Source organism: Thioalkalicoccus limnaeus, from assembly GCF_041197575.1.
GTDB lineage: Bacteria > Pseudomonadota > Gammaproteobacteria > Chromatiales > Chromatiaceae > Thioalkalicoccus > Thioalkalicoccus limnaeus.
This window is the reverse complement of sequence record NZ_JBDKXB010000005.1, coordinates 60,592-77,123: the sequence shown is the minus strand read 5'-3', so window position 1 is coordinate 77,123 and position 16,532 is coordinate 60,592. Positions and strand designations below refer to the sequence as shown.

Below are 16,532 nucleotides of genomic sequence, written 5' to 3'. Positions count from 1 at the left end.
CATGATGCGCAAACCGACGACCAGCGATTCAGGCCGCGAGATCTTCCATCTCATCATGATCGTGCCGGCGCGTTACGACGAGGAAGGCTATCCGCTCCAGTGGTGGCGCTCGTGCATGCCGGCCAACTCGCTGGCAACCTTGAACGGGCTCGGCCGCGACTGCCGCGACCGGCAGGTCCTGGGGCCGAACGTCGAGATCCGTCTCACCGCGATCGACGAAACCAACTACATCGTCAAGGCGCCCAAGCTGATCCGGATGATCCAACGCGACGGCGGCAAGGGGCTGATCGCGATGGTCGGCGTGCAGTCGAACCAGTTTCCGCGCTCGCTCGACCTGGCCCAGCCGTTCGTCGCGGCCGGCGTACCCGTTTGCATCGGCGGCTTCCATGTCTCCGGGATCATGGCCACACTGAAGGAGCCGACACCCGACATGCAGCAGGCCATCGAACAGGGCATCGCCTTCTTCCTCGGCGAGGCCGAGGAGGGGCGACTCGACCAAGTGCTCCAGGACGCCTACGCCGGGTGCCTCCGGCCGATGTACAACTACCTGGAAAACCTGCCGGAGATCGCCGGGGCGCCGATCCCGATCCTCGCCGAGGAAGACCTCCGGCGCACGATCGGCTGGATCTCGAGCTTCGACGTCGGCCGCGGCTGCCCTTACCAGTGCACCTTCTGCACCATCATCAACGTCCACGGCCGAAAAAGCCGCTTTCGCACCAAGGAGGACCTGGAAAAGATCATCCGCGAGAACAACGACCAGGGCATCCGCCAGTTCTTCGTCACCGACGACAACCTAGCGCGCAACAAGAACTGGCCGGAACTCCTCGACGGGCTGATCGAGCTCCAGCAGCGGATGGGCATTCGGCTCGAGCTCTCGATCCAGGTCGATACCCGCTGCCACCAGGTGCCGAATTTCATCCCCAAGGCCGTCGAGGCGGGGACCAAGATCGTCTTCGTCGGCTTGGAGAACATCAATCCGGACAACCTCAAGGCCGCCGGAAAGGCCCAGAACCGGATCACCGACTACCGCGAGATGCTGCTGGAGTGGAAGAAGTATCCGGTCGCGATCTCGGCCGGCTACATCGTCGGCTTCCCATTCGACACGAAAGAATCGCTGATACGCGACGTCGAGATCATCAAGCGCGAGCTGCCGGTCGACCACATCTACTTCACCCAGCTGACGCCCCTGCCGGGTTCGGCCGATCATGCCCGCCTGTACACCTCCGGCGAATGGCTGGATCCGGACTTCAACCGCTACAACACCAACTACCGCGTCACCCACCATCCGGTGATGTCGGACGAGGACTGGGACGAGGCGTACCTGCACATGTGGCGCAGCTACTACTCGTGGGACCACATGACGACCATCCTCGAGCGGACTCATGCACTCGGCGGGGATATCCGCAAGACGCGCATGTACGTCGGCTGGTATCACCACTTCCCGGTGAACCTCGGCATCCACCCGGTCGAGGGCGGGTTGCTGCGGCTGCCGGCGCGCACCCAGCGCCGGCCTGGTCTCCCGCGCGAGAACCCGCTGATCTTCTATCCGCGTTACCTGTACCGCGAGGTCCGCGACATCTTCACCTTCTGGCGCGTCGTGCGCCGCCTGCGCGCGATCGAGGAGGCGATCGCCGCCGATCCCAAGCGGCTCGAATACCGGGACGCGGCGATCACGCCGGCAGACGAGACCGACTACGAGGATCTCGGCCTCTACCAGACGACGCGCGGCGGCAAGGAGGCCGTGGCCAAGGCCGCCGCCCGGGCCGCAGCGCAGGCCGACATCCGGCGCAGCCACCGGCGAACCGCCGCCTGACCGCCATTGCTGCGCTGTCGGATCAGGAACCGGCCCATTCAGCAGAACCTTCGCCCCTGGGTGTGGGTGGCTCGGGTTGCGGGCACGAAACGGGCGGTGTAACCTTGCCGGCCGTGATCGTCGATATGGTTCCCATCTGCCGCCGAACGCCTTGCGTGCCGCTCGGCTAGGCGTTTGCGAAGCGATTTCCTTCGAATGCAGGGATCATGAGCACCCCACCGTGCACCGCGACCTGGATCGCTTCATGCCTTCACTCTTCGTCGCAACCAGCTTTCGCATCCTTCGGTCCCTGGTCGCATCGCTGCGACCGGCTCGCCATGGCGGACGTTTCTCGTGGCGCCATGTGCTCGTTCTTGCCGGCTTTCTGCCGCTGTTCCTGGTGATGCAGGGCATCCACTGGCTCGGCTTCCTTCTTGACGAGTTGTTGTTCCGCGGTTATCGCCGCGTCGAGATCCGCGAGCCGCTGTTTATCCTCGGCGTCCCGCGAAGCGGCACGACACACCTGCATCGCGTGTTGGCCAAGGACCCGCAGTTCACGACCTTCTCGACCTGGGAGTGCCTGTTCGCGCTATCGGTCACCGAGCGGCGGATCTGGTTGGCCCTGGCCCGCGTCGACCGATTCGTCGGCTCCCCGGCCGCGCGCTTGCTGAACCGGATCGAAAACCTGGTGTTCGGCCATCTCGACGGGGTGCATCCGATGCGGCTGCAGGACCCGGAGGAAGACTATTTCTCGCTGACGCCGGTGCTGGCGTGCTTCATTCTCGTCCTGGCCTTCCCCCATCTGGCGTGGATCTGGCGCATGGGCACCTTCGACCGGGATATGCCGGCGGCGGATCGCCAACGCCTGCTGGATTTTTACGAGTCCAATCTCAAGCGGCACCTGTACGTGCACGGCCAGGACAAACGCTTGCTGTCGAAGAATGCGGCCTTTGCGCCGCTGGCCGGAAGCCTGGTCGAGCGTTTCCCGGATGCCCGTTTCATCGTCTGCCTGAGGGCGCCGGCCGAGACGCTGCCATCGCAGCTCAGCTCGCTGCGCGCCGGACTCGACCTGTTCGACGTGGAGCGGGTCCTTCCCGATTTCCAGGACCGGTTGCTCGCACAACTGGCGTTCTATTACGAGAACCTGCACCAGGCCCTTGCTTCGCTCCCGCCGGAGCGACGCGCGTGGATCGAGATGCGCGCCCTCGGGCCTGATCTGATCCACACCGTCGACCAGGTTTACGAGCGCCTCGGCCTGACCTCGGGTCCGGTCTTTCGGTACCATTTGGCGCAGGCACAACGCGACGCGAAAGGTTACCGCAGCCGTCACCGCTACGATGCCGGGCAGGTCGGTCTCACATCAGCACAGATTCGGGAGCGTTTCGACCCCCTGTACCAGCGCTTCGATCGCGCACTCGCGAGACCGGGGACACCACCGGGGCTCGCACGAGAAGCGGCAGAAGGCATGGACGTGACGCACAGGCCGGAGTATTCGAACCGGGGGAACGCTTGAACCCATGCTGAACCTTTCGACGACGGAATGGAAACACTCGCCACGACCCGAGCCCGCGGCCTTGACCGAGGTCGCGCAGGGGCTCCGGGTCGCGATCGTGTCGGACGCGGTCCCCGAACGCAACGGCGTCGGCGCCTATTACCGCGACCTGGCCGAGCACCTGCGTGCCGTTGGCGTCCAGGTGACGACGGTAGCGCCGCGCCTGCGCGCCGGCAAATGGCGCGGCGGCATGCGTTTCCCGATGCCGGGCGATCCGACGCAGAAGATCATCTGGCCCCCCGTCTCGCTCGTGGCCCGGCGTCTGGAGCGCTTGCGACCCCATGCCGTCATCATCCCAACCCCGGGCCCCTTTGGTCTGATCGGCATGCACCTGGCCCGTCGTCGGGGAATCAAGGTCATCGCTGGCTTCCACACCCATTTCGAGCGACTGACCGAGCTCTTTTCCGGACTGCGAATCTCGGCGAAGGCCGCCGAGGCCTGTCTCGTCGTTTCCAACCGCATCCTGTTGAGCCGCTGCCATCTAGTCCTGGCCAACACCGATGAGATGGTCGCTGTCGCCCGTTCGATGGGGGCCGCCAACCTGGATGTGATGGGCACATCGATCCCGCGGCGCTTTCTCGAGGCCGACCCGTTGCCGCTGCGGTCACGCCTGTCGAAGATCCTGTTCGCCGGCCGGCTAGCACCCGAGAAGAACCTGCACACGGTGATCGAAGCCGCCCGCGCGCTGCCCCAGTTGGAGTTTCAGATCGCCGGTGATGGACCCTTGCGCGGCTGGATCGAGGACGAGGCGCAGAGATTGCCGAATCTCTGCTACATCGGCTGGGTCAAACGGTCGCAGGTCATGGCCCTGATCGATGACGTCGACTGCCTGGTCTTGCCATCGAAGGTCGAATCCTTCGGCACGATCGCGCTCGAGGCCATGGCCCGCGGCCGATTGGTCGTGATCTCCCGGCACTGCGGCATCGCGAGGTGGGAACCGCTGAGCCGGGGGCTCTTCTCGATGCGCGATGAAGAAGACCTGACGGAGGCCTTGCGCCGTATCGACGGCCTGGACCCGGCGATCCGGGACCGCAAGGCGCAGGTCGCGCGCGAGGCGGCGCGCGACATGAACGATCGTAACCTGACCCACTGGCTGCGGGTCCTGAACCAGGGGCGGAGCGAGGGGGTCGCATGACGATGCAGGAATCGGGGCAGCGGCTGATCTCGGTGCACGATCTGATGCCCGAGACGATGGGGCGCGTCGAACAGATCCTCATGGCCCTGGATCGTCGCGGCAGTGGCCCGATCACCTTGCTGGTCGTGCCCGGCCTGGCCTGGTCGCGGACGCAGATCCGCACCCTGCGCGCCTGGGAAGGTATCGGTCACGTTCTGGCCGGGCATGGCTGGCGGCATCGGGTCGACCGGATCGCCGGCCCGGCGCATTGGCTGCACAGCCGGCTGATCTCGCGCCGGGTCGCCGAGCACCTCGCATTGAACGAGGACGAGATCGCGGACCTGATCACACGTTGTTTCGCCTGGTTCGCCGACACCGGGCTCCAACCACCGCAACTCTACGTCCCCCCAGCCTGGGCCATGGGACGGATTCCCCGCGCCAGGCTCGCGAACCTGCCGTTCCGCTACTACGAGCTGCTGACCGGCGTCTACGATGCCGCCGTGGATCGCTTCGACCGGCTGCCGCTGCTCGGCTACGAGGCCGACAACGCGGCGCGCGCGCGGACCCTGCGCTTGACGAACGGACTGATCCGGTTCCTGGCCGGCGATCGACCGATTCGCCTGGCCATCCACCCATTCGATCTGGATCTTCGGCTGGCGAACGACCTGTGGCGCGATGTCGACCGCTACGGGCCGGCGCGACGGGTTCCCGAACTGCCACCGGCCCAGATCCGGACCGCGCGGCGCCAGGACCAACCGCTCGCCGCCGAGCCTCCGTCGGGCTGGCCCGGGAAGGGCCCGACGGGACTTTCCAAACCATGAAGGGCCGCCACCACCCAGCGACCCAGGAGCGGCTCATCCAGGCCAATGACCGGCCCCGGCGTTTCTCATCCGATCGGATCGGTGTCCTGGTCATCGCGGCAGTGCTGGGCCTGGCCCTCCTCTCGGCCCCGCACCTGCCACTCGGTGACTGGATCGCCGCACTGCGCACACAGGCCGACCAACTGGGCATCTGGGCGCCGGTGCTGATCATCGGCCTCTTCTATCTGTTGTCTGTCGCCGCGTTGCCGACACTCTTGGTCGTCGTCGCGTCGGGTGCGACCTTCGGCCTGTGGGCCGGGTTCTTCGGCATCTGGATCGGCTATGTCCTGGCGGCCGGTACCGTTTGGGTCGCGAGCCGCTGGTTCACCGGTCCATTGCGCGCTCGATTCGTGCGTCTACACCCCGGCGCTGAAAGAATCTTGGCCGCCGTCGCGCGCCGCGGTGGCTGGCTGGTCTTCCTGACCCAATTGCACCCGATGTCACCGAATGGGATCCTGAACTGGCTGTACCGCTCGGCTGGGATCGAGGCACGCCATGCCCTGGCGGCGATCGGTCTGGGGCGTGCGCCGACCCTGTGGCTCTATTCCGCGCTGGGGGCCTGGTCGGTCGAGGGCCTGACGGCCGAACACGACCCTTGGTGGTGGTTCGTATCGGGGCTCGCCGCCGTGGCGGTCCTGTTTGCGATCGGGTGGCTCGTCACGCGCGCGCTCGGTGAGGCCGCCGGTGACTGACCCCGATGGCTGAACGACGACCGACCCGGCAACCCACGGCATCCCGATTCAATTGACCCACGAGGCATCGACAGATCATGAACAAAGGCATGCAGTACACCTTCGGCATCTGGCTATTGCTGGCGACCCCGTTTCTGGCCGGTTGCAAGACCAGTGTCGAGGTCGAGGTCACCGTCATGGATCTCCTCTTCGGTCAAACCCGGATGCTCGAAGCCGATCTGCGCACCCAGGTCACCGATTGCCAGACTGGCGATGACGCGGCCGCGTCGCCCGGCTCCCTGGCGGAGCGCCAGAGAATGATCTCCGAGGTATGGCCGGACGCCGAGTACCAGACATGCGTCCCGCGGGATGGAAGCCATTCGGCCCAATTCCGGATTCCCATTGCGCTGGATAAGGATCGTGATGGCAAGCTCGCGTCCGACCAGCACATCAATCTGGTCTCCAGCGAGGACGCGCTGCTGATGCTCGCGGTACCCGATACGCTGCGCGCTCGAATCGATCGGGTATTCGGCGAAGGCTTGCGGGCGCGGTACCACCCGATCGAGGCACGGATCCGAATCCTCAATGATCACGGGAATGCGATCCCGCTGCAGGTCTTCTCGGTCTACGTCGACGAGGAACCGCACATCTTCGGCGACATCACGCTTCGACAAAACGGATCGATCCGGCTCCGGTTATCCGATGTCACGATCGATAACGCACTGGACAAGCGCACGTCGATCATCCTGATGCGTTGATCAGGAGGCCCGACCGGACCAATCCATCCGCTCGATGCCCGTGACCTAAGGCAGGCCAATGCCGGCACCCAACCGCCCCTCGATCGATCAGGATCCGCTCTGGGATACGCCCGAACCTCTCCCCTTTCCGAACTGGTCCGCGCTCCGCCGGCTGTTGGCCTTGCGCGGACTGATCGCCGCCGGTTTGATCTTGACCTTCTCGCTGGGCGGCGCGCAAGGCGACGCGGCCTTGATCTGGGCCGCCCTGTCCGGGTATCTCGTGCTGCTGCTCGCCGGGGCCGCCGCTCTGCTGATCCAGTGGCCCGGTCCCGAACGACAGGTCCAGCTCAGCGTCTTCGTCGACATCATCGTCTTCACGCTGCTGATGCACGCGGCCGGAGGGGTCACCAGCGGGCTGGGGCTATTGCTGGCGATCGCGGTGGCCAGCGGGGCACTGTTGATGGAGGGACGCCAGTCCCTGTTTTTCGCATCGCTGGCCGCGCTGGCCGTGATCGGCCAGCCGACATTCGCGCAGCTCTATCTGCAGGAAACCGATCCAGGCTTCACCCAGGCCGGTTTGCTCGGTATCACCTTCTTCACGGTGGCCTTGCTGGCGCAGATCCTTTATCGGCGAGTGCGTGCCGCCGAGTGGCTCGCCGCCCGCCGCAAGGTCGATATCGCCGACCTGTCGAAACTCAACGAGTTCATCATCCAGAGCATGGCGACAGGGATTCTGGTCGTCGACGGTGAACGCCATATCCGGCTGGTCAATGTCGCCGCCTCGCGCTTGCTCGGTCGCAGCGGTATCAGCCCGGGCAGCCGATTGGCGACCCTGTCGCCGGACCTATCCCGCTGGCTTGATGCCTCCGTCGCGGCCTCCCGGGAGGAAGCGCGCCGACGACCCGCCACGATCGAGATCGGCAACCGTGAATTGCGCCCATCCCTGCAATGGCTGGGCGAATACCGTGCCAGCGGCGTACTGATCTTCCTCGAAGACCAGCAGGAACTGACGAAGCAGGCCCAACAGATCAAGCTCGCGTCATTGGGAACCTTGACGGCCAGTATCGCCCATAATATCCGTAACCCCCTGAGCTCGATCTCCCATGCGGCGCAGCTGCTGGCTGAATCGCCGGATCTCGGCGACGACGACCGCCACCTTCTCGATATCATCCGCCGCAATGGGGCGCGGATCGAGGAGATCATCCAGAGCGTGTTGCAGCTCTCGCGGCGCCGTCAACCCGAGCCCGAACAGATTCGCTTGACGACCTGGCTGCGCGAGCTGTGCGATGATTTCGCGACCAGTCATGGTGCGATCCAGCCATCGCTCGCGATCGACGAGGAGAGACCAGAATCGGTCGTATCCGTGGATCCCCGCCACCTCAGTCAGATCCTGATCAACCTCTGCGAGAATGCGATCAAGCATGGTTCACCGGGACACAACCAGCCGGCCGAGGTCGAGGTTCGATTGCGCCATGGCCGAGGAGCGATCCTGATCGAGGTCCTCGACGAGGGTCCCGGCATCCCCGAGGACAAGGCACAGGAGATTTTCAGCCCCTTCTATACCACCAGCGCAAGCGGCACCGGTCTGGGGCTCTATATCGCCCGCGAACTCGCCGAGACCAATGGCATCCTGCTGGAGTATATTGCCCGAAAACCCCGAGGAAGCTGTTTCCGTATAAACATTCCGATCTGAATCAGAATGACGGATGGTCTCTCCGCGAACCCGATTTCCAGAGAAGGATGAAGATCGCATGACGAAAGCCCATGCCCTCGTCGTCGACGACGAACCGGACATACTCGACCTGATCAAGATCACGCTGGCCCGCATGGACTTGACGGCGCGGACAGCCGCCGATATCGCCGAGGCAAAGCGTCTCCTCTCAGATCAGGCCTTCGACCTGTGTCTGACCGACATGCAATTGCCGGATGGAAGCGGCATCGAGCTGGTCGCATACATCAATGCCCGTTATCCGGAAACACCCGTGGCCATGATCACGGCCCACGGAAACATGAGCTCCGCGGTGGCCGCCATGAAGGCCGGCGCGTTCGATTTCGTCGCCAAACCGGTCAATCTGCAACTGTTGCGGCGCCTCGTCGAGTCGGCCTTGCGCTTGCGCGAAAGCGACCTGACGCCGCCCGAAAAGACCGGCTCGGCACAGGAACTGCTCGGCCAATCGCGACCGATGCGCGAGATCCGGCGACTGATCACCAAGATTGCGCGGAACCAGGCCCCGGTCTTCATCACCGGCGAAAGCGGCACCGGCAAGGAGGTCGCGGCCCGACTGATCCATGGCGAAGGGCCGCGACAGGCCGCACCCTTCGTGCCGGTCAACTGCGGCGCCATCCCGGAGGATCTGGTCGAGAGCGAGTTGTTCGGGCACAAGAAGGGCAGCTTCACTGGGGCCGTCGGCGACAAGCCGGGTCTCTTCCAAGCCGCCGAGCGCGGCACCCTGTTCCTCGACGAGGTCGCCGACCTGCCGCTCCCGGCCCAGGTCAAACTGTTGCGTGCGATCCAGGAGAAATCCGTTCGGGCGGTCGGTTCGCAACAGGAAGTCCCGGTCGATGCGCGGATCATCAGCGCGAGCCACCGAGACCTGAACACCGAGGTCGAACAAGGGCGCTTCCGCCAGGATCTCTTTTACCGCATCAACGTCATCGAGTTGCGGATGCCGGCGTTGCGCGAACGGCCCGAGGATATCCCGGTGTTGGCTGCCCATATCCTCGAACGCATCTCGCGGCAAACGGGACGTGGCCCAATGCGACTCAGCAGCGCCGGGCTCGAAAGACTGACCTCCTATCGCTTCCCGGGCAACGTCCGCGAACTCGAGAACATCTTAGAGCGCGCCGCCGCGCTGTGCGAGAGCGACGAGATCGGTGTCGACGAACTCTATCTGCCACAGGGGTCGAGCTCGACGACGATCGCCGGCAGCCCGGCCCAGACCGACGTGCCACTCGAGAATTACCTCGATGAGATCGAGAAGAAGGCAATCCTTCAAGCGCTCGAAGAGACCCGCTGGAACCGCACCGCGGCGGCGAAAAAGCTCGGCATGACGCTGCGTTCGCTGCGCTATCGGCTGAGCAAGCTGGGCCTGGATTGAGCCACCCCCGGACCAAACCCGACGCCATGGCCCCCGGCGCGCCGCGCGACCCTGACGAGATGAAGCAGGACCCTTATATCGACTGGTTCCGCCAGGCGACCCCCTATGTCCACGCGCACCGCGGCCGCACCTTCGTGATCGCGTTCGGCGGCGAGGCCGTCGCCGATCCGAGTTTTCCCGATCTCGTCCACGACATCGCTCTGCTGCACGGCCTCGGCATCCGCCTGGTATTAGTACACGGCGCACGCCCGCAGATCGAGCAACGCCTTGCGCGGCAGCGGCTCGCGTTGCGCTACGTCAATGGCTTGCGCATCACCGATGACGAGGCCCTGGCCTGCGTCAAGGAGGCCGCCGGCGTCGCCCGCATCGAAATCGAGGCGCTGCTGTCGTTGGGGCTCGCCAGTTCGCCGATGCAGGGCGTGCGCATCCCGGTGGCATCGGGAAATTTCGTCACGGCGCGGCCGCTCGGGGTGCTCGACGGCGTCGATTACCGGCACACCGGCACCGTGCGCCGAATCGACCGCCAGGCGCTGCGCGAACGACTCGAGGCCGGGGCGATCGTCCTGTTGCCGCCGATCGGCTATTCGCCGACCGGCGAGGTCTTCAACCTGAGCGCGGCCGATGTCGCTCGCTCCGTCGCGATCGCACTTGGAGCCGACAAGCTGATCTTCCTGATCGAGGAGACGGCCGTCACCGATCGCCCGGACCGATTGGTTTCGAGCCTGCTGCCGGCCGAGGTCGAAGCGCTGCTCCAACGCGAACAGCCCTTTCCGGAGGATCTGACGCAGGCCCTGAACGCGAGCGCCGAGGCCTGCCGACGCGGGATCCGGCGCGCGCACATCTTGAGCCGTCGCCATGACGGGGCCCTGCTCCGCGAGCTCTTCACGCGAGACGGCTGCGGCACCCTGATCTCGGCCGAACCCTTCGAGGACCTGCGTCCGGCGCGGATCGATGACGTCGGCGGCATCCTCGACCTGCTGCGCCCCCTCGAAGACCGTGGCGTCCTCGTGCGCCGATCACGCGAACGGCTGGAGATCGAGGTCGGCCGATTCCTGGTGCTGGAGCGCGACGGAATGATCGTCGGCTGCGCGGCCCTCTATCCCTATCCAGCTGATCGGATGGCCGAACTGGCGTGTCTCGCGGTTCATGAAGACTATCGGCAGGACGGACGCGGCGATAAGCTTCTTGCACGCATCGAGTGGCAGGCCCGCCAGGATGGCATCGATCAGCTGTTCGTCTTGACGACGCAGACCGCCCATTGGTTTCGCGAACGTGGGTTTCAACCGGGCAGCCTCGCCGCGCTGCCGATGGAAAAGCGCGCACTGTACAACTTCCAGCGCAACTCCCAGGTTTACGTCAAACCCCTGTGATCGGGCAAGAGCAGTCTGGGACCGCTCATGTATCGAGTTGCCCCGAAGCTCCGTCCTAAAGTCTCTCCGCTCCCTGCCGATACCAGGATGGGACACAAGGTCACCGAGGTCCTCATGAGGCCCGGTAACACCAGATCCTGATCCGGGAGTATTAATCCTGCGCGGAGTAAGTAAGGTATGGATCTCGCGACACTTCTTGGGCTTCTCGGGGTGCTGCTCGCCATCGCTGTATCGATCTTGATCGGGGGCAGTGCCGTCACCTTCTTCAACCCTCCCAGCCTGGTCCTGGTGGTCGCGGGAACCATGGCCATCACCCTGATGAGGTTTCCGCTAGCACATACCCTCGGCGCGTTCGGGGTGGCCATGAAGGCCTTCGTGCACAAACCCGAGCGACCCTCGGAACTGATCGCCAAGAGCGTCGAACTCGCCACCATCGCACGCAAGGAAGGACTGCTCGGACTCGAACAGATCGAGGTGAGCAATGCCTTCTTGCGCAAGGGCGTGCAGCTCGTCGTCGATGGACATGACGCCGAACTGGTCGAACGGATGCTGTCCAAGGACATCGATCTCACCATTGAACGCAACGAAGAGGGTATCCAGATCTTTCGGGCTATCGGCGATGTCGCCCCGGCGATGGGGATGATCGGTACCCTGATCGGACTGGTGCAGATGATGGCCAACATGGACGACCCGAAGGCCATCGGCCCAGCGATGGCGGTTGCGCTGCTCACGACCCTCTACGGCGCCATCATTGCCCAGGCGATCGCGCTGCCGATCGCCGATAAGCTGTCTCACCGCAACCGGGAAGACGCCAGCCACCGATCCCTGATACTGGAAAGCGTTCGTGCGATCCAGACTGGCCTGAATCCCCGGGTCATGGAAGAGTTGCTCAACAGCTACCTGCCCGGTCACAAGGGTCAACGACCGCCGGAGGTAGCGCAGGAACAGGTTGCCTGATCGGACCGTTGGGGCGCGCAGGTATGACCAAGAGAACGCCCGAGCCTAGCAACATGGGTTGGCTAATGACCTTTGCCGACCTCATGACGCTGCTGATGGCCTTCTTCGTGTTATTGTTCTCCTTCTCGGAATTGGACCGAAATAAATACAAGGAGGTAGCGGGATCCTTGAGGGACGCCTTCGGCGTTCAACAATCGATACATGTACGCGATCCACCGAAGGGGATCAATGTGGTCGCGCGGGAGTTCAGTCCTGGCATCCCCACGCCAACACCGCTGAACGAAGTCCGCCAGTTTACTACAAGTGATTCCCGCCCCTACCCGATGCTTTTCGATTCCAAGGAGATCGCGATACCGCTTGCACCGGGTGTGTTCCGTTATCAGTTGGACGATGAAGAGCGGTTGCGTCAAGCGTTGCAACCGGAGATTGACGAGGGCTTGATCGAATTGCAGATGGTCGATAACCGTATCATCCTGCGCATCCGTGAACGCGGCTTTTTCCCATCCGGCAGCGGTCGACTGGAACCGGACTTCGAGCCCATCATCCAGCGTTTGGGGGATACCCTGGTGCAGACTTCGGGAACGATCGTCGTTGCCGGCCACACCGACAGCATCCCGATCCGAAATTCGCTGTTCCGGTCGAACTGGGAACTGTCCGCTGCGCGCGCCTTGACCGTGATCCGTGTCTTCCTCGACCGATCCGAGAGCCTAGCATCTCGGATGCACCTCGAGGCATACGCTGAACACCGACCGATGGACGTAAACGATACGCCCGATGGACGCGCGAATAATCGGCGCGTGGAGATCTCGCTCGTTTATCCCAACGACCCAGTCGATCCAACGCATGTCCCTTCCCCGGCGCCGCCCGATCAGCGGGCTACCGAACCTGCCGGCAACTGGTCATCGGACCATGCTTCGTGAGGAACACCGAAACGCGGGGCCTACAGGACACCTCGGCGGTACCCATCGAATGCTGGATCGGTATTTGCAGACGGTACTGGAGGGACCGCCGGGGCGTCATTTTTTTGGCGCACCTGGACCTTCCACCCGTTGCGAGGCCCATCGAACCGATGTCGACATGCCCTGATCAGCGCGCCAGCGCCGGAAAGACCATCCGGAATCGGCCCATCCGCCAGGGAACGAGAAGGGCAATGCTTCTGTGTGCCGCTTTTACTCTCCCCCTATCCTCTCCGGCCCCGGCTGAACAGATTCAGGATCTCGAGGGGATTCGACTCGCGGTCGAGTCCTTCGTCAGGGCCCAGACCCACGAGGAGCGCGGTGATCCGACGGTAGAGGTCACCAACCTCGACTCGCGCTTGCGCCTAAGGGCCTGCGACGATGGTTTGAGGACCTTTTTCGCCCCCGGCTCCCGCGGTGGGAGTCGGCTCACGGTCGGGGTGAACTGCCCGGCGCCGAACCCCTGGACCATCTATGTTTCGGCACGGGTCATCTACCGGGGAGAAGTACTGATCGCGGCGCGCTCGCTGCCACGTGGCGCGGTTCTCAGCGAGACGGATCTGGTCGTCGAAGAGCGCGATCTCGATCAGAGCCCCAGCGGATACCTGAGCGAACCCTACGAGGCACTGGGCAAACGGACAACGCGCCCACTGCGTTCGGGACTGCCTGTGACCGTTTCGGCATTGGAGTCCGTGAAGATCGTCGAACGCGGACAGCGGATCTGGCTGGTTGTCGAATCGCCGGCGCTTTCGGTACGCGTGGCGGCGACAGCCCTCGAGGGCGGCGCCCCGGGGGAGCGGATCCGCGCGGAAAACACCGCGACCCGGCAGGTCGTCGAGGGGGTGGTCGACGACGATGGAACTGTCCGAGTCGGCCCGCGGCGCTAACGCGCAAAACTTTTATGCTTAGAAGCCTTCAGTATCGAGGCCAATCGGCCGATATGGATCATAAGAGCAACGAGGAGGCACAACCATGTCCACCGAGATAGGCCCATTACCGAGCAGCTTGACTCAGTCGGTCAAGAAGCGCGACCTCGTGACCCGAGACGCCCCCGGCACACAGGCAACGCCTCCGGGTGAGGTGCGCACGAAGGGTCAGGGTGGGAACGACGCAGTCATCTTGAGTGACAGCGCCGTCCATCTGATCGCGACCCAACGACGCCTGGCCGAACAATCGGAAGTCGACATGGCGCGAGTAGCCGCCATCCGCGAGGCCCTGCAGAACGGCACTTACCAGCCCGATGCCGTCCGGATCACCGATGCGATCCTGGCGCAAGAACGGCTCTTTCTCGGCGGGGGCGATCAATCGTGAGCGGCCTCGACACCACATCGACCTCGCTTGACCTAACGAGCATCCTCGGCGACCTGGTCGTGCAATTAGAGGCGCTTGGCGCTTTACTCGTCCGCGAGGCGGACGCCTTAGCTGTAGGTGACCACGAGAAACTGCTGAGCCTAATCGAAGACAAGCAGCGCCTAGGAATCCATCTGATGGGACTGTATCAGACCCTGAACGCCAGACTCAGTGCAGCGGGCTATGACGCAGACGGCCAGGGACTGGCCCTCTATGTCCAGGATAGGCCGTCCGACCAGCCACTCACGGCTCGATACCAGAAGAGCTTGAAGGGACTGCGCGGCTGCGCCATGCTCAACCAAGACAACGGGAGCCTGGTCCAGCGCCGACGCTTGGCGGTGGCACGCGCGTTGCGCCTGCTGATGGAGCCGTTCAATGGGGACCGGCGCTACCACCCCGACGGGCGGCTGGAGCACGTCGGTCCCAATCGCTTCTTCGGAGAAGCCTGACCGGCATCCGCCCTGTTTCGGCGAAAACCCATCCGAAGGGACGCACCTCTCCCCTGCGGTGGTCTCGCGCGGGGCGGCGGTCGCTCAAACACCGAATGGCCATCGGCGCGGGTCGCTCCTCTCCGCGCCCGGCGGCCTGCCGACTCCTCCGGCACCGTGCCACGGCGGCCCGCTTGCACCGGCCGGCCGCGCCAGCGAGGGGAGGCGGTGGCCCTATCCCCCTGGGCTAAGACCTGCGGCTCTCCGAGGCCACCAATCGACGCGACCGGTTCACTGACGAGTAATCCACACCTCGTCAATCCCCAAGGCCGATTTGATGTCGGTGGATCGATCCACGGCCTGCTGGCGAGAGCCGAACCCACCGACCCGAACCCCCCATAAGTCACCGTTGCCGATCGCGACGACTCGCGTGTCGACGCCTTTGTCCCGGTAAGCCCTCTGCAGATCCACCGCAGCGGACTCGCGACGCACCGCGATCAGATTGATGAACCATTCGTCTTCGGGGGTGACGACCCCCTGTTCGAAGACGCCGGGATCTTCGCCCGGTCGCGCGGTGTCGGCGGTTTGTTCGTCTGCTCGGGACACGGCGCCCTCGGTAGCCGTCGCCTGAGCTAGACCCATGATCTCCTCTTCCAGTACGGCGGCCAGACGTTGCAAACGCGCGAGCGCCGCTGAATCCCGCCCGGACCGATCGACGGCAAGACCAGACTCACCCAGCGGTGCTGACGCCTGTTGCGTTGCGTCCGAGCTTGCCTCGTCGAAGCCTTGGGGTGTGCTCGCTTCAGGGTCGTCCATCGCATCGGCTGGCGGGTCTTGGGTCGCGTCATCCAGGGGACCATCCGATGTCGCAACCGCCAGGCGAGCCTCATTCCAAGAGACCGAATCGTCGCGACCATCCGCGATTGCCGCGGCCTCGGCCGATCCATCCTGATCCCAGGCCACCAGATCCGGATGCTCCTTGTCGACGGCTTGAAACGGGCGATCCACGACGACGTCAACCGCCTGATCCTCCGAAGCGGCGGCTACCGGAACGACAGGGTCCGGGGACCCATCGGCCGTCAACGACGATCGTCCATCTGAGTCCTCCGGGGCAGCGACCGGTCGCTGCCCCGCCTCCGCCACGAGTGTCTCGAGCTGCCGGGTGACAAGATCAAGCCGCATGCTCAGATCGTTCAGTCTTGTTGCGAGGCCCAGCGTATCCATCTCTCGGGCGGGCAGATCGACGATCGCACCGGCCGAATCACCTGCGATACCATCAGGCCCACCGGAGGCGACGCCGGGGCCGATCTGTATGCCGTCGCCGCCGTCAGCAATACGGCGCGACGGCACGCCGAGCACCTCCTGCCCAGACAACCCGGGCGAGGGCATGGCCAGTGCCGACGGCCACTCGAGAACCGCCGGGCGATACAGGACAGAAACCACAGCAACAGTCACGAAAAGCGCTAGAACCGAAGCCCCCAATAGCCACCGCAGGCGCGCCCCGTCACGTGCCGCGCCCGTCGTCCCAGCCTGCGTGGGCTGATGCTGCGCGCGCGGTGCACTGGCAACCGGGCCCCCCATGCTCGAGCTTTCTCGGTGGCGAGGCGACGAGGCTTGACGCCCGGCGCGACCCGACTGCCGCAGCTC

15 protein-coding genes are annotated in these 16,532 nt (G+C 64.5%); 14 read left to right on the top strand and 1 reads right to left on the bottom strand.

What is annotated here, in order from left to right:
* The first annotated feature begins 1 nt into the window (after position 1).
* From ABC977_RS05915 to ABC977_RS05850, 14 genes are all read left to right on the top strand, one after another.
* On the top strand, positions 2–1,813 hold the full coding sequence (locus ABC977_RS05915; RefSeq protein WP_369666321.1) for a B12-binding domain-containing radical SAM protein: 1,812 nt from the start codon (positions 2–4) through the stop codon (positions 1,811–1,813).
* A gap of 244 nt (positions 1,814–2,057) precedes the next feature.
* Positions 2,058–3,305 (top strand): sulfotransferase family protein, encoded by a 1,248-nt coding sequence (locus tag ABC977_RS05910; RefSeq protein ID WP_369666320.1) that lies wholly within the window; start codon positions 2,058–2,060, stop codon positions 3,303–3,305.
* A 4-nt stretch (positions 3,306–3,309) separates the two neighbouring features.
* Entirely contained in the window at positions 3,310–4,479 is a 1,170-nt protein-coding gene (locus ABC977_RS05905; RefSeq protein ID WP_369666319.1) for a glycosyltransferase, read from the top strand.
* On the top strand, positions 4,476–5,279 hold the full coding sequence (locus tag ABC977_RS05900) for a polysaccharide deacetylase family protein (protein ID WP_369666318.1): 804 nt from the start codon (positions 4,476–4,478) through the stop codon (positions 5,277–5,279). The genes ABC977_RS05905 and ABC977_RS05900 overlap by 4 nt, the downstream gene beginning before the upstream one ends.
* Positions 5,276–6,010, top strand: coding sequence for a TVP38/TMEM64 family protein (locus ABC977_RS05895; protein WP_369666317.1), 735 nt, complete (start codon positions 5,276–5,278; stop codon positions 6,008–6,010). The genes ABC977_RS05900 and ABC977_RS05895 overlap by 4 nt, the downstream gene beginning before the upstream one ends.
* Positions 6,011–6,087: 77 nt before the next feature.
* A complete protein-coding gene (locus ABC977_RS05890; protein WP_369666316.1) occupies positions 6,088–6,747 on the top strand; it encodes a DUF7424 family protein in 660 nt (219 codons plus the stop codon).
* A 58-nt stretch (positions 6,748–6,805) separates the two neighbouring features.
* Positions 6,806–8,419 carry a sensor histidine kinase gene (locus ABC977_RS05885; protein WP_369666315.1) on the top strand — a complete coding sequence of 538 codons (1,614 nt, stop codon included), beginning with the start codon at positions 6,806–6,808 and terminating at the stop codon, positions 8,417–8,419.
* A 58-nt stretch (positions 8,420–8,477) separates the two neighbouring features.
* Positions 8,478–9,824 carry a sigma-54-dependent transcriptional regulator gene (locus tag ABC977_RS05880; RefSeq protein WP_369666314.1) on the top strand — a complete coding sequence of 449 codons (1,347 nt, stop codon included), beginning with the start codon at positions 8,478–8,480 and terminating at the stop codon, positions 9,822–9,824.
* 59 nt (positions 9,825–9,883) lie between these two features.
* Entirely contained in the window at positions 9,884–11,194 is a 1,311-nt protein-coding gene (gene argA / locus ABC977_RS05875; protein ID WP_369666313.1) for an amino-acid N-acetyltransferase, read from the top strand.
* Positions 11,195–11,371: 177 nt separating this feature from the next.
* Entirely contained in the window at positions 11,372–12,151 is a 780-nt protein-coding gene (gene pomA / locus ABC977_RS05870; RefSeq protein WP_369666312.1) for a flagellar motor protein PomA, read from the top strand.
* A gap of 23 nt (positions 12,152–12,174) precedes the next feature.
* Positions 12,175–13,071, top strand: coding sequence for a flagellar motor protein MotB (locus tag ABC977_RS05865; protein WP_369666311.1), 897 nt, complete (start codon positions 12,175–12,177; stop codon positions 13,069–13,071).
* A gap of 230 nt (positions 13,072–13,301) precedes the next feature.
* Complete coding sequence (gene flgA / locus ABC977_RS05860; RefSeq protein ID WP_369666310.1) at positions 13,302–13,994, top strand: flagellar basal body P-ring formation chaperone FlgA; 693 nt, start codon at positions 13,302–13,304, stop codon at positions 13,992–13,994.
* An 85-nt stretch (positions 13,995–14,079) separates the two neighbouring features.
* Positions 14,080–14,418 (top strand): flagellar biosynthesis anti-sigma factor FlgM, encoded by a 339-nt coding sequence (gene flgM, locus ABC977_RS05855; RefSeq protein ID WP_369666309.1) that lies wholly within the window; start codon positions 14,080–14,082, stop codon positions 14,416–14,418.
* Positions 14,415–14,906 (top strand): flagella synthesis protein FlgN, encoded by a 492-nt coding sequence (locus ABC977_RS05850; RefSeq protein ID WP_369666308.1) that lies wholly within the window; start codon positions 14,415–14,417, stop codon positions 14,904–14,906. The genes flgM and ABC977_RS05850 overlap by 4 nt, the downstream gene beginning before the upstream one ends.
* A gap of 270 nt (positions 14,907–15,176) precedes the next feature.
* On the opposite strand, the gene ABC977_RS05845 is transcribed toward ABC977_RS05850, so the two are convergent.
* Positions 15,177–16,340 (bottom strand): SPOR domain-containing protein, encoded by a 1,164-nt coding sequence (locus tag ABC977_RS05845; RefSeq protein ID WP_369666307.1) that lies wholly within the window; start codon positions 16,338–16,340, stop codon positions 15,177–15,179.
* Positions 16,341–16,532 lie beyond the last annotated feature (192 nt).

Excerpts from the sequence above, each read along its gene's own strand:
- ABC977_RS05915 (WP_369666321.1), top strand. The coding sequence starts at position 2 with ATGATGCGCAAACCGACGACCAGCGATTCAGGCCGCGAGATCTTCCAT.
- ABC977_RS05910 (WP_369666320.1), top strand. The coding sequence starts at position 2,058 with ATGCCTTCACTCTTCGTCGCAACCAGCTTTCGCATCCTTCGGTCCCTG.
- ABC977_RS05905 (WP_369666319.1), top strand. The coding sequence starts at position 3,310 with ATGCTGAACCTTTCGACGACGGAATGGAAACACTCGCCACGACCCGAG.
- ABC977_RS05900 (WP_369666318.1), top strand. The coding sequence starts at position 4,476 with ATGACGATGCAGGAATCGGGGCAGCGGCTGATCTCGGTGCACGATCTG.
- ABC977_RS05895 (WP_369666317.1), top strand. The coding sequence starts at position 5,276 with ATGAAGGGCCGCCACCACCCAGCGACCCAGGAGCGGCTCATCCAGGCC.
- ABC977_RS05890 (WP_369666316.1), top strand. The coding sequence starts at position 6,088 with ATGAACAAAGGCATGCAGTACACCTTCGGCATCTGGCTATTGCTGGCG.
- ABC977_RS05885 (WP_369666315.1), top strand. The coding sequence starts at position 6,806 with ATGCCGGCACCCAACCGCCCCTCGATCGATCAGGATCCGCTCTGGGAT.
- ABC977_RS05880 (WP_369666314.1), top strand. The coding sequence starts at position 8,478 with ATGACGAAAGCCCATGCCCTCGTCGTCGACGACGAACCGGACATACTC.
- argA (WP_369666313.1), top strand. The coding sequence starts at position 9,884 with ATGAAGCAGGACCCTTATATCGACTGGTTCCGCCAGGCGACCCCCTAT.
- pomA (WP_369666312.1), top strand. The coding sequence starts at position 11,372 with ATGGATCTCGCGACACTTCTTGGGCTTCTCGGGGTGCTGCTCGCCATC.
- ABC977_RS05865 (WP_369666311.1), top strand. The coding sequence starts at position 12,175 with ATGACCAAGAGAACGCCCGAGCCTAGCAACATGGGTTGGCTAATGACC.
- flgA (WP_369666310.1), top strand. The coding sequence starts at position 13,302 with ATGCTTCTGTGTGCCGCTTTTACTCTCCCCCTATCCTCTCCGGCCCCG.
- flgM (WP_369666309.1), top strand. The coding sequence starts at position 14,080 with ATGTCCACCGAGATAGGCCCATTACCGAGCAGCTTGACTCAGTCGGTC.